This is a genomic window from Microbacterium mcarthurae, assembly GCF_046064585.1.
GTDB lineage: Bacteria > Actinomycetota > Actinomycetes > Actinomycetales > Microbacteriaceae > Microbacterium > Microbacterium mcarthurae.
Map to the genome: position 1 here is coordinate 550,592 of NZ_JAROCE010000002.1, position 14,079 is coordinate 564,670.

Sequence of the window (14,079 nt, forward strand, 5' to 3'; positions counted from 1 at the left end):
GTGCCACGCAGACCGAGTCTGGGACGAGCGGCCGTACGGGAGAACAATGGGGCGATGGACCTGCACTGCCACGGTGCCCTCGGGCACTCGTTCGACGACGCGGACGTCACCGGGGTGACGGCCGCGGTGGCGTTCCACCGCGAGCACGGCAGCGACGGCGTCATGCTCAGCCTGGTCAGCGCGCCCATCGAGCGGCTGGTGCACCGACTTGCCGAGCTCCGCCGAATCCTGCCCGACGTTCCGGGCGCGGTCGGTGTGCACCTCGAAGGACCCCTCCTCGCCACCGACCGATGCGGTGCGCATGATCCCCGGGCGTTGACTCCGCCGACCACGGAAGCGGTGCACAGCCTGCTGGCGGCCGGGGACGGCATCCTGCGCCAGGTCACGATCGCTCCGGAACTCCCGGGGGCGCTCGCGGCCGTCCGTGCGTTCACCGACGCGGGGGTCGTCGTGGCCGTCGGGCATACGGAGGCGAGCTACGCGGAGGCGCTGGCCGCGTTCGACAGCGGCGCGCGCCTCCTCACGCACGCCTTCAACGCGATGGCCGGCCTGCACCATCGGCATCCGGGGCCGGTGGGCGCCGCCCTCGATCGCGAGGACGTCGTGCTCGAGCTCATCGCGGACGGGGTGCACGTGCACCCGACGCTCATCCGCACCCTCTTCGACGCTGCGCCGGGTCGGGTGGCGTTGGTCACGGATGCCATGTCGGCGACCGGCCTCGGCGACGGCACCTTCACGCTGGGCGGTCGCGCCGTCGAGGTGACGGACGGGCGGCCCGTTCTGCGCGGAACCGACACGCTGGCGGGGTCGACGCTCACCCTGGACCGCGCTGTCGAGGTGTGCCTGCGGGCGGGGGTGCCCGAGGGTGCGGTGCGCGCGGCCATCAGCACGGTGCCCGCCGGTGTTCTCGCCGGAGACCGCGGCTGAGGATCGCGGCGCCCTCCGCGCGCGCCTGGCAGTCTTGTGGGGACCGGCCACCGCGCGGAGGGAAAAGATGGGACGGACGTCGCTCGATTCGTTGGTGACCTTCGTGTCCGTCGCGCGCGCGGGGTCGATCAGTGCCGCCGCGGCCGATCTCGGGTCGACGCAGTCGACGGTGTCCGACCAGATCTCCTCGCTCGAACGGTCGTTGGGATACCGGCTGTTCGAGCGCTCGTCGCGCGGAGTCGTCCTCACTACTCGGGGGCGGCAGCTGATGGCGCGGGTGGGGGCACAGATCGACGCCGCGGTGAGCGCGGTGGAAGCGACACGGGGAGAACCCGCCGCGCGGGAGACCATTCTGCTCGGTGGCCCGGCGGAGTTCGTCTCGGAGGTCGTCCTGCCGCACGTCACCCGTGTTGCGCCGGACTTGACTTTGCGCGTCGAGTTCGGCGAAGCCGAACCACTCCTCGAAACGCTGACGACGGGAGGGTTGGACGTGATGATCAGCGCGATCCAGCCGCGGGTGGCGGGCGTCGAGTTCCGGCCGTTCTTCGACGAGCAGTTCGTCCTGCTGATGACGCCGGACCGTGCCGAGGACTTCGCCACGCGCCCGGAAATGGTCCCCCTGCTGGCCTACGCGGAAGAGCTCCCGATCATCCGGCGGTACTGGCGGACGGTGTTCCGACGCCGTCCGACGGACCTCACCGTCGCCGCCGTCGTGCCCGACCTCCGGGTGCTGGGGGCCCTCGCCGCGCAGGGGAGGGGGATGACGGTGTTGCCGCACTATCTCGCCGAGCCGTACCTGCGCTCGGGACGACTCGTCGACCCCGTTCAGCCGCCGGAGCCACCGCTGAACACGTTGTACGTGGCGCGTCGACGTGCGCGACCGGGGAGGGCGCCCCGCACCGACCGCCTCGCCGAACTGGTCGACGAGGCGGCACGGGTGTTCTCAGACCGCGTCGACTGAGCGGGAGAATGCCCGCTCGCGCGTGACGAGGAGGGGAATCGCCTCTCGGACCGCCCAGCGCTGGAAGTGCTCGCTCGCCACGTGGGCGTCGAACGCCGCTTCGTCGACGTAGTTCTCGAAGATCTGCAGCACGCCGGGATCCTCGTCGGAGACGTGGACCACGTACGCGAGGTTGCCCGGCTCTTGTCGGGATGCCGCCGCGAGCGACATCAGCGCGTCGAGCACACGATCACGGGCGTCGGGTGTGGTGGTCCATCGAGCGGAACAGATGAAGGTCATGGCAAATCCTCCCACTGCGGATACGGCCCGGCCACGGACTTGTGTGGCCGGGCCCGGGGGTCACGCGGCGAGGAGAGCCACGATCTCGCGACCCACGCCCGTGGCGGACTGCGGGTTCTGGCCCGTGACGAGACGACCGTCCACGATCACGTTGGCCGTGAAGTTCGGTGCCGGGACGTGCTCGGCGCCGCGCGCGGTGAGGGCGTCAGCCAGGAGGAAAGGCACGTCCTCCGTCACGCCCGCGGCCTCTTCCTCGGCGTTGGTGAATCCCGCCACGCGCTTGCCGGCGATCAGCGGCGTCCCGTCGCTGAGAGTCATGTTCACCAGGGCGGCGGGGCCATGGCAGACGGCCGCGACGACGCCGCCGCGCTCATAGATGTCGCGTCCCGCGAGCCCCACGGCCTCGGTCGTGGGGAAGTCCCACATCGTGCCGTGTCCGCCCACGAAGAGGATCGCGTCGAACCGTGAGGTGTCGACGTCGGCCAGGGCGGGGGTGTCCGCCAACGCCGCCGCGACCTTCGGATCGGTGAGGAAGGCGTTCTGGACGGCATCCGTCTCATCGCGGCCGTCCTGCGGGGGCTCGCCTCCGGCGATGGACGCGATCTCGACGTCGATGCCTGCCGAGACGAACTCCTTCCAGGGGTGCGCCGCTTCGCCGATGTAGTACCCGGTGGGGCGCTTCCCGTTCAACGAGTCGTGGCTGGTGAGGACGATCAGGACGGTCTTGGCGGTCATCTTCTCTCCTTGTTCGTGGGGGTCGAACAGCGAAGGTACGCATCGCGCGCGGCGCTGCGGTAACCGATTCGTCGGTACCCGGTATCGGCGATCCGGGGTTCAGGCGTCCGTGACCGCGTGCCACGCGGTGCGGGCCGACGCGAGCGCCTGGAAGGGGTCGGCGGCGGAGCGGGCCGCCGCGAGCTCGCGCCGGGCGAGCTCGAGCCGCAGCCGCTGCTCGATCGACGGCGCGTTCGCGAAAGCCTCCGCGGCGGCGACGGCCGACCGTGCGCACGCAAGGGTTCCCGGCAAGGCGGCGCGGGCGGCCTCGAGTCGCCGGCGTGCGCTCGGGGCCTGGCGAAGCACCTCGTCGCGTGTCTCGCGCGCGCGAGCCACGACCTCGATGGCGGTGCGCGGGCGGCGCGGGAGCCCCGCCGACGCCGCCCGGAGCTCGGCGCCCGCCTCGCGAAGCCGTTCGACGGCATCGGGCAGGCACTCGTCGGGTCGGGTCTGCGCGATCTCCACCGCGGTCGCGATCTCGGCTTCCGCGGCCGACACTTCTCCCGCCGCGTTCTCCGCCGCCTGCAGCAGGAAGCGGTGGGCGTCCTCGACCGCCCGGAACAGGCGCTCCGCCCGGCGCAGCAGCATGGTCGCCTCGACGACCTCCGCGTCCGCGGCGTCCGGGGTCCCCAGTGCCGCGTCGGCTCGAACGAGCGCCGCTCGGGCCTCGCGGTCGGCGCGGTCGGCATCCGTCCACTCCCCGTCGTCGAACCGCGCACGGGCCTCTGTCACGAGGCGGGCGGGATCGCCGGACGTCCGCGCGATGTTCTCCCGTCGCGCACGCGCGGCGGCGGTGCGAGAAGCGGGGCTGCCGTACGCACGGGTCCACTCCGACAGGCGGGCGCGGGTGGCGTCGATGTCGGTGATCCGCCGCTCGAGGTCGTCGCGCAGCCGGACGGCGTCCACTCGACGCTGGGCGGGCAATCGTGTCGAGGTCGCGAGCGCGGCCACCTCCTCGAAGCCACGGTCCCGGCCCCGCAGGGCAGCGGCGCGGGCGCGGCGGAGCTCCGCGGGCGCATCGTCGGCCGCCGCCGCCTCTAATGCGACGTCGAGCGCGTTCGCTGCGTCGTCGAGCCGCAGCAGCACCGCCTCCGCGGCCGCGCGCGCATCGGCTGCCGCCGCGGCGGCGCGAGGGGATCGACGTCGGACGCGGACGACGACCGCCACGACCCCGACGATGATCAGCGCCGCGAGCAGCGCGATCGCGGCGGGGAGAGTCCAGGGCGCGTCAGACACCGTCGGGCGCGCCCGGGGCCTCGTCAGGGACCAGCAGAAGGGCGCGCAGCTCGTCGGCACTGTCGACGGCGGCCTGAGCGCCGTCGGCTTCGTGCGGCCAGCTGAACCCCCAGCGGACGAAGATCACCGGCACGCCGGCATCCGCGCCGCCCTCGACATCGTGATGACGGTCCCCGATCAGCACGGGGCGCGACGTGTCATACCCACGGACCTCGAGGCGACGCAACGCTTCGCGCACGATGTCGGATTTGGCGCTCAGCGTGCGCTCGTCCGGCGACGCGCCGACGGTGGCCTCGAGGTCGGGCGCCAATCCGAAGTGATCCATGAGCGCGACGACCTGCACCTCGGGCTTCGAGCTGGCGGTCGACTGCGGGATGCCGGCGGCGTGGAGGTCGCGGATGATGTCGGCGACTCCCGGGTACAGCCGGGCGCTGACGGTGTAGCCCTCGCTCTTGTTCAGACCGCGATAGAAGGTGACCGCCTCGGTCGCCTGGTCGGGCGTCATGCCGACGTTGACCTGGAACGACTCGAACATCGGCGGGCCGATCCAGTGCGACAGCTCCCCCCGCGTGGGCGGCTTCAAGCCGAAGTGTTCGAGGGTGATGGTGAGACGGCGGAGGATCCCCTCGGACGCGTCGACGAGAGTCCCGTCGACGTCCCACAAGACACAGGACCAGGGAGAGCGCAGGGGCATGCCTCCACGCTACCGGCCGGTGCGAGCCCGGAACGCAGCCCCGGGCGGTCAGAACAGGCGCGGTGCTCCGGACTCGATGCCCTTCATCTCGTCGTAATCGAGGGTGAGGCAGCGGATGCCGCGGTCGGTGGCGAGCACGCGAGCCTGGGGCTTGATCTCCTGAGCCGCGAACACCCCGCTGACCGGCGCGAGCAGGGGATCGCGGTTGAGCAGCTCGAGGTAGCGGGTGAGCTGCTCTACGCCGTCGATGTCGCCGCGGCGCTTGACCTCGATCGCGACCGTGCCGCCGTTGTCGTCCCGCAGCAGCAGGTCGACGGGGCCGATCGCGGTGGGGTACTCGCGGCGCACGAGTGTGAGCCCTTCGCCGACGACCGAGACCTGCTCGGCGAGCAGTCTCTGCAGGTCGGCTTCGACGCCGTCCTTGATCAGTCCGGGGTCGACCCCGAGATCGTGCGCGGTGTCGTGCAGCACTTCGTAGATCTTGACCACCAGGGCGTCGCCCGACTTCTTGTGCGTCACGCGCCACTGCTGCGTGACGCCCACGCTCGCGGCATCCTCGTCCGGCTCCTCGATCGCGAGGGTGCACGGGGGGCTCATCCAGTTCAGCGGCTTGTACGACCCGCCGTCGGAGTGCACGAGCAGCGATCCGTCGCCCTTGTGCACGAGCAGACGCGTGGCCAGGGGCAGGTGGGCGTTGAGGCGACCGGTGTAGTCGACGGAGCAACGAGCGATGACGAGACGCACCCGACGAGCCTAATCGCGCCGGCCGACCGTCTCGTTCTCGCTCTCCGGAACCGTGAGGGGCTTGGCCGCCCCGGAGAAGAGCCCGGATGCCACGATCAGCCCGACCACGATGAACAACGTGTTCAGCAGGCCGATGTGGTCTCCGATCCAGCCGAGGATCGGGGGTCCGCACAGGAACGCGACATAGCCGATCGTCGCGGCGGCGGCCACGCGGGAAGCCGCCTTGGCGGGGTCGTCGGCGGCGGCCGACATGCCGATGGGGAAGCCGAGCGAGGCGCCCAGACCCCACAGCGCCGCACCAATGTATACGAGCGGTCCGAAGGGGGCGATGATGAACAGCAGCAGGCCCGCGGCCGCGGTGACCGCGAGGATGCGGAGCACCCACACGCGCCCGAAGCGGTCGACGACCGGGCCGCCGGCGAGGCGCCCCGCCGTCATCGCGACGGAGAACACCGCCAGAACGGCAGGTCCCGCCTCTTCGGGGGCGCCGTGCCCGAAGACGACCGCGGAGGGGAGCCAGTCGTTCGCGCTGCCCTCGGCGAAGGCCATGCCGAGCATGATGACGCCCAGAGTGTAGGTGCGCGGCTCGCGCCAGGCCGACAGCGAGGTGGCGAGCCGTTCCCGCCAGTGGGCGCGCTGTTCGTCGGCCGGGGCGTCCTTGGCACTCTCGCGCGGGGGCACGTTGGCGATCGCGGCGAACGCGACGACGGCGATGACGATGCCCATCGCGGCCGCGTGCGCGACCACCGACACACCGCCCAGGACGGCGAGATAGCCGATGCCCGCACCGATGACGGTGCCGAAGCTGAAGAACGCGTGCAGGAGCGGCATGACGGTGCGCCCCGTCGCCTTCTCGAGGGCCGCGCCCTCGACGTTCATCATCACGTCGACAGCGCCGTTGCCGAACCCGAACAGGGCCAGCCCCACGAGAGCCACGCCGAACAGCTGCAGGACGTCCGACCCGAACCCGATGACGGCGACGCCCACCGCCACGCACAGCAGGGCCGCGAGCATGCCCCGCCGGGCTCCCAGCCGCGCCATGACGGCCGGTGCGACCGTCAGTCCGCTGATGGATGCCACGCCCATCCCGAGCAGCAGAAGGCCCACCCCCGAGTTCTCGATGCCGAGCGATTCGCGGATGGCGGGGACGCGAGAGGCCCACGTCGCGATGCTCAGCCCGCTCGCGAGGAAGATCGCGCAGATCGCGATGTACCAGCGCACGAGGCGCGAGCGGGTGAGGGTCGAGTCCATACCGCCACGATATCGACAGGACGCACAGGAATCGAATCGATTCGAGAGATGTTCGCGAGGGCGCGGTACGATCGGGCGGTGAGCACGCGCCGCGCCACCATCAGCGACGTCGCCCGCGAGGCGGGCGTCTCCGTGTCGACGGCATCCGTCGTCTTCAGCGGGAAGACACCCACGTCGGAAGCGACGCGGGCACGCGTGATCACGGCGGCCGAGAAGCTCGGCTACACCGGACCGGACCCCCGAGCCGCGTCACTCCGGCGCGGACGATCGGGCATCGTGGGCGTCGTCTTCGACCAGCATCTGGGAACGGCGTTCCAGGATCCCGTCACCACCCACATGATGGACGGCCTCGCCGAGGGCGTTTCGCGGCTCGGCGCCGCGCTCCTCCTCCTGCGCGACGACGGCGAGACGATCAGCGAGCCCTCGCTGCACACCGCCCCCATCGACGCCGCCGTCTTGATCGGCTGCAACACGCGCCTGCGCGACTCGCTGGAGATCGTGCGTGCTCGCGGCATCCCGGTCGTCGTGGTCGAGGGGGACGCGGGCAGCGACATCCCCCGCGTGCTGCTCGACAACGTCGAGGCGCAGCGAGAGGCGGCACGTCACCTCGCCGATCTCGGACATCGCGATGTCGTCATCGTGACGCTCCCCCTCGACGCGCAGAGACGTCGGGGCTGGCTCGGAAGCGACGACGAGGCCCGAGTCGACGTGACCGTCGACCGTCTCTCGGGGGCGCGGCAGGTCTTCCCCCACGCACCGGCGCTCGCGGCGGCCGGCAGCTCGATCGACGAGGGGGCCATCGCGGGTCGAACCATCTTCGCGGACCCCGAACGCCGGCCCACCGCCGTCATCGCACAGAGCGACCTCCTGGCCGCGGGGGTCATCCGCGCGGCGGAGGAGGCCGGCCTCGAAGTGCCGCGTGACGTGAGCGTGACGGGTTTCGACGGGATCGTCGTGGACGGACTGGCGCCGCACGTGCTCACCACCCTCGTGCAGCCGGCGACGGCGAAAGGGCGCGCCGCCGGTGAGGCGGTCGCCTCGATGCTCGAGGGGTCGCGGCCGGCCGGGCTCGACCTCACGTGCGCCTTCCGCGCGGGGACGACGACCGCGCCACCGCGTACCACATGAGGTCTGCGGGCTGACGGGGAAGATGCTCCGGGTAGAATGAACCGGACACCCCGAGACCCCGGGCATTCGCCCGTCGACCCCGAGGAGGCCCCACCGTGCTGGCATTCCTCGGCGCCTTCGTCGTCGTTCCCCTGATCCTGCCGATCCTTGTCGCGCGGATCGGACCGCGAGCCTTCTACGTCGCGGCTCTCCTCCCCACGCTCGCCTTCGCTCACGCGATCGTCCTCGCGCCCGGGATCTTCGCCGGCGACATTCCGTTCGAGGAATACACCTGGATCCCCGGACTCGACGTCTCGCTGTCCATGCGCATGGACGTCCTCGGGTGGCTGCTCACGCTCATCGTGACCGGCGTCGGGGCCCTGGTCATGCTGTATTGCCGCTGGTACTTCCGCGGCAAGACCCACGGCGTGGGGCAGTTCTCGGCCGTGCTGCTGGCCTTCGCCGGCGCGATGTACGGCCTCGTCCTCACGGACGACATCGTCGTGCTCATCATGCTGTGGGAGGTCACGAGCGTTCTGTCGTACCTGCTCATCGGCTACTACCACGGCCGCGCCGCGAGCCGGCGTGCGGCGCTGCAGGCTCTCCTGGTCACCACGCTCGGTGGCCTGGTCATGCTGATCGGTGTCGTGCTGATCGTGGTGCAGGCCGGGACGACGAGCCTGTCGGAGATCCTCGCCGATCCCCCGGTCGGTCCCGTCGTCGATTCCGCGGTGCTGCTGCTGCTGGTCGGCGCCCTCAGCAAGTCGGCCATCTTCCCGTTCCATTTCTGGCTCCCCGGAGCCATGGCGGCACCGACACCCGTGAGCGCGTATCTGCACGCGGCGGCCATGGTGAAGGCCGGAATCTACCTCGTCGCGCGCCTCGCTCCGGGATTCGCCGACACCCCCTTCTGGCGACCGACGCTGATCGCGCTCGGGGTCTTCACGATGCTGCTCGGCGGGTTCCAGGCCCTGCGCGAGCGCGACCTCAAGCGCATCCTGGCATTCGGCACCGTGAGCCAGCTCGGCTTCCTGACCGTGATGCTCGGCTACGGCACGAGGGATGCCGCTCTCGCCGGCGTCGCCCTGGTCCTCAGTCACGCGCTATTCAAGTCGTGCCTGTTCCTCGTCGTCGGCGTCATCGACCGTCAGCTGTCGACGCGCGATATCGGCGAACTCTCGGGGCTCGGGCGTCAGGCGCCGGTCATGGCGACCGCGTCCTTCATCGCCATCGCCTCCATGGCGGGTGTCATCCCGACCCTCGGCTTCGTGGCGAAAGAGACCGCGCTGACCGCGCTGTGGCACGAGGCCACCGGCGGTGCGGGGTGGGGGATCGTGGCTCTGGTGGGCGTCGTCGCCGGGTCGGCCCTGACGGCGGCCTACGGCATCCGGTTCCTCTGGGGCGCGTTCTGGACCAAGCGCTCGACGCCGCGCACCGACTGGCCCGACCCGCCCATCGGCTTCCTCGCTTCGCCGGTCCTGCTGGCGGGCGCCTCGCTCGCGCTCGGTTTCCTCGCACCCGTGGTCGACGTGTGGCTGACGCCGTACGCCGACGGCCTGCCCGAGGCCACGGCGGGGGTGCCCGCCCCGGAGTACCCGTACCACCTGGCCCTCTGGCACGGTCTCGAGCCGGCTCTGTTCCTGTCGCTGGGAACGCTCGCTCTGGGTGCCGGCATCTTCTGGCTCGTGCGCCGCACCCAGCTCCACCGCCGCCGGCGGCTGCTGCCCTTCACCGCCAACGACGTGTACAACCTGTCCGTGCGGGGCGTGGACCGGACGTCCGAGTGGACGACGGCGCGGTTCCAGCGCGGATCGCTGCCCTTCTACGTCGGCACCATCTTCATCGTGCTGGTCGTCGCGGAGGGCACCGCGCTCCTCGCCTCCGACGAGTGGCGTGCGCAGCTGGATGCCTGGCAGTCGCCCGCCCAGCTCATCTCGGCGCCCATCATGATCGCCGCGGGCATCCTCGCCGTGCGGGCGCCCAAGCGCTTCACCGGCGTCGCGCTCGTCTCGGTGACCGGGCTCGGGATGGTCGTCCTGTTCGGCACGAGCGGTGCGCCCGACCTGGCGCTGACGCAGGTGCTCATCGAAACCATCACGCTCGTCGCCTTCGCTCTCGTGCTGCGGCGCCTGCCCGCTCGCATGGGTGAGCACAACGCGTCGGTGGCGCCCCTCGCACGCGCTGCGCTCGGCGTCGGAGTGGGGCTGACGATGGCGCTCGTGGCCATCGTCGCTACGGGTGCGCGACAAGAGCTGCCCATCTCGCTTGAGTGGCCTCCGTTGGCGTACGAGATCGGTCACGGACGCAACGTCGTCAACGTCGCCCTCGTCGACCTGCGCGGGTGGGACACGATGGGAGAGCTTTCGGTCCTCATCCTGGCGGCCACGGGCGTGGCATCCCTCGTCTTCATCACCGACCGCAGCGACAACCTCGCCCGCCCGTCCGGGACCTCCCGCAGCCGCGTCGGCCTCGGGCGCCGTCGCCCCCTGGTGGAGACCGACAGCGGCGTGCGCGCGCAGCGCGCCGGAGAGACCGACGCCCCGCGCGCCTGGCTGGTCTCGGGTGCGAAGGTCCAGCCCGAGAACCGCTCGATCATGATGGAGATCATCATCCGGGTGCTGTTCCACGCGATCATGATCGTGTCGCTGTACCTGCTGTTCGCGGGCCACAACCTGCCCGGCGGCGGATTCGCCGGGGGTCTCGTCGCGGGCATGGCCCTCGTCATGCGCTACATCGCCGGCGGACGGTGGGAACTGGGTGCCGCCGCGCCCACCGACGCCGGACGCCTGCTCGGTGCCGGGATGGCCATCGCGGTGCTGTGCGCGATCGTCCCGCTCCTCTTCGGCTACGCGCCCCTGCAGAGCTTCACGTTCGAGGGTGATCTCCCGCTCATCGGACACTGGGAGTTCGTCACCAGCACGATCTTCGACATCGGCGTCTACCTCGTGGTCATCGGCCTCGTGCTCGACGTGCTCCGCAGCCTCGGTGCCGAGGTCGACCGCCAGTCCAAGGACTCCGCCGACACCGGGGCGGTGACGACACCGTGAGCGTCTCCTTCGTCCTCATCGTCGTCATGGCGGTGCTCTTCGCATGCGGCGTGTACGCCATGCTCGAGCGGAGCCTCACCCGTGTGCTGATCGGGTTCCTGCTGCTGGGCAACGCCGCCAACCTGCTGCTGCTGATCGTCATGGGGCAGCCGGGGGTCGCGCCGTTCTACGACGGCGAGACCGATTCCGCCGACATGTCCGATGCGCTCCCCCAGGCCCTCGCGCTCACCGCGATCGTCATCACCTTCGGTATCTCGGCGTTCCTCCTCGCGCTCATCTACCGCTCCTGGCAGCTCGGCCAGGCCGACACCGTCATCGACGACGCCGAAGACGTCGCCATCCGTACACGGACGGCGGCCGAGCCCGAGGATGCCATCGACGACGAGTCGCGCTCCGACGACGAGGACGTGACCACCGACTTCGTCGGCGACATGGTCTCTCCCATCCGCATCCTCCAGCAGGGCGACATGTCCCGGCTCGTGAACGACGCACCCGTCGACCGGGTGGCCGTCGGACGCGACCGCCCGCAGGGCGACACGCGCCGCCCCGAGGGCGACGAACGCCGCTCGGACGACGGTGAACTCGGCGCCGACGGCGACGCCCGCGACCCCGAGGACGGTGATCGCTCGTGAGCGCCCTGGTTCCCCTGCTCGTCGGCATCCCACTGATCGGGGCGGCCGTCAACCTCATCTTCGGACGGCGGAAGAAGCTCCAGATCGCTGTCTCGGTGGTGTCTCTGACCACTGTGACGGTGCTCGCGGCCATCCTGCTCGTCGCGGTCGACACCACCGGCCCCATCGCTGTCGCGATTGCGGGCTGGGACATTCCGCTCGGCATCGTCCTCTATGTCGACGTGCTCGCCGCTCTCCTCGTCGTGGTCACGAGCGTCGTGCTGCTGGCGGTCCTGTTGTTCTCGATCGGCCAGGGCGCCGCCGACAACGACGAGGACACCCCGGTGTCGATCTTCTACCCGGCGTACCTGATCCTGGGCGCGGGCATCTTCAACGCCTTCATCGCGGGCGACCTGTTCAACCTCTACGTGGGCTTCGAGATCCTCCTCGTCGCCTCCTACGTCCTGATCACGCTCGGGAGCACCGAGTCGCGGATCCGCACGGGGGTCGTCTACATCGTCGTGTCGCTGGTGTCGTCGATCCTTTTCCTCGCGGCGATCGCGATGGTGTACGGCGCGCTCGGCACCGTGAACATGGTCCAGATCAGCGAGCGGATGGCGCTGCTGCCGCAGGACACCCAGACGATCCTGCACCTCCTGCTGCTGCTCGCCTTCGCGATCAAGGCGGCCGTCTTCCCGCTGTCGTTCTGGTTGCCCGACTCCTACCCCACGGCACCGGCACCGGTCACGGCTGTCTTCGCGGGCCTGCTGACCAAGGTCGGCGTGTACGCGATCATCCGCACCGAGACACAGCTCTTCGTCGACAATGACCTGAACTTCGTGCTGATGATGGTGGCGCTGGCGACCATGATCGTCGGCATCCTGGGCGCCGTCGCGCAGGCGGAGCTCAAGCGCATCCTGTCGTTCACGCTGGTCAGCCACGTCGGTTACATGGTGTTCGGCCTGGCGATCAACACCCCGCTGGCGGTGGGCGCGACGATCTACTACATCGTCCACCACATCATCGTGCAGACGACGCTGTTCCTCGCGGTGGGGCTGATCGAGCGTCGGGCCGGCAGCACGTCGATCCTCAAGGTCAAGGGGCTCATGCGTGCGGCACCCGTCCTGGCGGTGCTCTACTTCATCCCGGCCGTGAACCTCGGCGGTCTGCCGCCCTTCTCCGGCTTCATCGGCAAGTACGCCCTGTTCGACGCCGCGGCCGAAGTGGGAACACCGGTGATGATGGTGATGATCGTCGGCGGAATCGCGACCTCGATCCTGACGCTGTACGCGCTCATGCGCGCATGGAATCTGTCGTTCTGGCGCGAGGAGAACGACTCGACGGAGACGATGGAGCGGATCGCCTACCTCGGCAACGCGCCCGCCGCGGCCATCTCGACTGAGCGGCGCACCATCCCGCGCATCATGACGGCCGCGACGGCGGGGATGGTGGCCGTCACCCTCGCGCTGACCGTCTTCGCCGGACCCCTGATCGACGTGTGCCTTCGCGCCGGTGAGCGCATCGCCGAGGGCATCACGCTGGTGCAGCTGCAAGACGAGGGAGGCGAGCAATGAGCCCGTCACGGCGGTCACAGGTCCGCTTCTTCCTGCACCAACTCCCTTTCTTCATCATCCTCGTCGCCCTGTGGATGCTCCTGTGGGGTCAGCTGACCTGGCTCGCCCTGATCACGGGGCTCGCGGCTGCGGTCTTCGTCACACGCGTGTTCCGGCTGCCCCCCGTCGACCTGTCGGGGCGGCTGAACATCTGGTACGGCTTCGTGTTCGTCGTGACGTTCCTCGCCGCGGTGGTGCGCGGTTCGCTCGTCGTCGCGTGGCAGGTTCTCGACTTCCGTCGCGCGCCGGGCGCGGCGATCATCGCGGTCCCGCTGCGCGTCGACGACGACGTCATCATGGCGCACACCGCCGTCACCGCCTCGCTCATCCCGGGCTCGCTCATCGTCGACGTCGACCGCGAGGGGCGCACACTGTTTCTCCACACGATCGGCATCCGCAGCGACGAGGACGCCGAGCACCAGCGGCGCGTCGTGCTCGGCTGGGAGGCGCGCATCACCCGGGCCGTCGGGTCCCGTGCCCAGCTCGCCGACCTGCGTCGGCAGATCGCGGAAACCGACGACCACGCCCACCTCGGGGCGGCCTCGCCCCGCGACGGACGGACCCCGCTATGACCGCCCTCGTCATTGTCATCCTCGTCGTGTTCGCCGTCGCCGCGGTGTTCGCGCTGATCCGGCTCGTCATCGGCCCGTCGATCCTCGACCGCGCGGTCGCGGCCGACGTGCTGCTCACCGAGGTGCTCTGCATCCTCGGGGCCGACATGGTGATCAACCACCACACCCGGTCGCTTCCGGTGATGCTCGCCATCGCCGCGGTCGGCGTCTTCGGTTCGATCGCCGTGGCCCGTTTCGTCGCGCGGAAGGAGAACCCCCGGTGA

General features: G+C 70.5%; 14 protein-coding genes. 8 read left to right on the forward strand and 6 right to left on the reverse strand.

The window, feature by feature from the left end:
• Positions 1 to 54: 54 nt before the first annotated feature.
• Together P5G46_RS09200 and P5G46_RS09205 are read left to right on the forward strand one after the other, a co-directional pair.
• The gene (locus P5G46_RS09200; RefSeq protein ID WP_408905523.1) at positions 55 to 927 is read left to right on the forward strand and encodes an N-acetylglucosamine-6-phosphate deacetylase; all 873 of its coding nucleotides are present in this window, start codon (positions 55 to 57) and stop codon (positions 925 to 927) included.
• Between the two features lie 67 nt (positions 928 to 994).
• Positions 995 to 1,888: a LysR family transcriptional regulator gene (locus P5G46_RS09205; protein ID WP_408905524.1), complete on the forward strand. Its 894-nt coding sequence runs from the start codon at positions 995 to 997 to the stop codon at positions 1,886 to 1,888.
• Here the strand turns inward: P5G46_RS09205 and P5G46_RS09210 are convergent.
• The 6 genes from P5G46_RS09210 to P5G46_RS09235 all read right to left on the reverse strand — a co-directional run bounded on the left by P5G46_RS09210 (position 1,871) and on the right by P5G46_RS09235 (position 6,866).
• Complete coding sequence (locus P5G46_RS09210) at positions 1,871 to 2,167, reverse strand: putative quinol monooxygenase (protein ID WP_239276363.1); 297 nt, start codon at positions 2,165 to 2,167, stop codon at positions 1,871 to 1,873. The genes P5G46_RS09205 and P5G46_RS09210 overlap by 18 nt on opposite strands.
• A gap of 60 nt (positions 2,168 to 2,227) precedes the next feature.
• The gene (locus P5G46_RS09215; RefSeq protein WP_239276364.1) at positions 2,228 to 2,902 is read right to left on the reverse strand and encodes a type 1 glutamine amidotransferase domain-containing protein; all 675 of its coding nucleotides are present in this window, start codon (positions 2,900 to 2,902) and stop codon (positions 2,228 to 2,230) included.
• Positions 2,903 to 3,001: 99 nt separating this feature from the next.
• Positions 3,002 to 4,177, reverse strand: coding sequence for a hypothetical protein (locus P5G46_RS09220; RefSeq protein ID WP_408905525.1), 1,176 nt, complete (start codon positions 4,175 to 4,177; stop codon positions 3,002 to 3,004).
• Positions 4,170 to 4,871, reverse strand: a complete 702-nt coding sequence (locus P5G46_RS09225; RefSeq protein ID WP_375094981.1) for an HAD hydrolase-like protein — start codon at positions 4,869 to 4,871, stop codon at positions 4,170 to 4,172. Before P5G46_RS09225 ends, P5G46_RS09220 begins: the two co-directional genes overlap by 8 nt.
• A 48-nt stretch (positions 4,872 to 4,919) precedes the next feature.
• Positions 4,920 to 5,615: an endonuclease NucS gene (gene nucS, locus P5G46_RS09230; RefSeq protein WP_239276367.1), complete on the reverse strand. Its 696-nt coding sequence runs from the start codon at positions 5,613 to 5,615 to the stop codon at positions 4,920 to 4,922.
• A 9-nt stretch (positions 5,616 to 5,624) separates the two neighbouring features.
• The gene (locus tag P5G46_RS09235; RefSeq protein WP_408905526.1) at positions 5,625 to 6,866 is read right to left on the reverse strand and encodes an MFS transporter; all 1,242 of its coding nucleotides are present in this window, start codon (positions 6,864 to 6,866) and stop codon (positions 5,625 to 5,627) included.
• A 78-nt stretch (positions 6,867 to 6,944) separates the two neighbouring features.
• On the opposite strand from P5G46_RS09235, the gene P5G46_RS09240 reads away from it, so the two are divergent.
• From P5G46_RS09240 to P5G46_RS09265, 6 genes are all read left to right on the forward strand, one after another.
• Positions 6,945 to 7,994 carry a LacI family DNA-binding transcriptional regulator gene (locus P5G46_RS09240; protein ID WP_408905527.1) on the forward strand — a complete coding sequence of 350 codons (1,050 nt, stop codon included), beginning with the start codon at positions 6,945 to 6,947 and terminating at the stop codon, positions 7,992 to 7,994.
• Between the two features lie 95 nt (positions 7,995 to 8,089).
• Complete coding sequence (locus tag P5G46_RS09245; protein WP_408905528.1) at positions 8,090 to 11,020, forward strand: Na+/H+ antiporter subunit A; 2,931 nt, start codon at positions 8,090 to 8,092, stop codon at positions 11,018 to 11,020.
• Complete coding sequence (locus P5G46_RS09250) at positions 11,017 to 11,652, forward strand: Na(+)/H(+) antiporter subunit C (RefSeq protein ID WP_408905529.1); 636 nt, start codon at positions 11,017 to 11,019, stop codon at positions 11,650 to 11,652. The genes P5G46_RS09245 and P5G46_RS09250 overlap by 4 nt, the downstream gene beginning before the upstream one ends.
• Positions 11,649 to 13,205, forward strand: a complete 1,557-nt coding sequence (locus P5G46_RS09255) for a Na+/H+ antiporter subunit D (protein WP_239276373.1) — start codon at positions 11,649 to 11,651, stop codon at positions 13,203 to 13,205. The genes P5G46_RS09250 and P5G46_RS09255 overlap by 4 nt, the downstream gene beginning before the upstream one ends.
• Positions 13,202 to 13,816, forward strand: coding sequence for a Na+/H+ antiporter subunit E (locus P5G46_RS09260; protein ID WP_408905530.1), 615 nt, complete (start codon positions 13,202 to 13,204; stop codon positions 13,814 to 13,816). Before P5G46_RS09255 ends, P5G46_RS09260 begins: the two co-directional genes overlap by 4 nt.
• Positions 13,813 to 14,079 carry an MrpF/PhaF family protein gene (locus P5G46_RS09265; protein WP_408905531.1) on the forward strand — a complete coding sequence of 89 codons (267 nt, stop codon included), beginning with the start codon at positions 13,813 to 13,815 and terminating at the stop codon, positions 14,077 to 14,079. The genes P5G46_RS09260 and P5G46_RS09265 overlap by 4 nt, the downstream gene beginning before the upstream one ends.

Coding starts and splice junctions, on each gene's coding strand:
- P5G46_RS09200 (WP_408905523.1), top strand. CDS start 55: ATGGACCTGCACTGCCACGGTGCCCTCGGGCACTCGTTCGACGACGCG.
- P5G46_RS09205 (WP_408905524.1), top strand. CDS start 995: ATGGGACGGACGTCGCTCGATTCGTTGGTGACCTTCGTGTCCGTCGCG.
- P5G46_RS09210 (WP_239276363.1), bottom strand. CDS start 2,167: ATGACCTTCATCTGTTCCGCTCGATGGACCACCACACCCGACGCCCGT.
- P5G46_RS09215 (WP_239276364.1), bottom strand. CDS start 2,902: ATGACCGCCAAGACCGTCCTGATCGTCCTCACCAGCCACGACTCGTTG.
- P5G46_RS09225 (WP_375094981.1), bottom strand. CDS start 4,871: ATGCCCCTGCGCTCTCCCTGGTCCTGTGTCTTGTGGGACGTCGACGGG.
- P5G46_RS09235 (WP_408905526.1), bottom strand. CDS start 6,866: ATGGACTCGACCCTCACCCGCTCGCGCCTCGTGCGCTGGTACATCGCG.
- P5G46_RS09260 (WP_408905530.1), top strand. CDS start 13,202: ATGAGCCCGTCACGGCGGTCACAGGTCCGCTTCTTCCTGCACCAACTC.
- P5G46_RS09265 (WP_408905531.1), top strand. CDS start 13,813: ATGACCGCCCTCGTCATTGTCATCCTCGTCGTGTTCGCCGTCGCCGCG.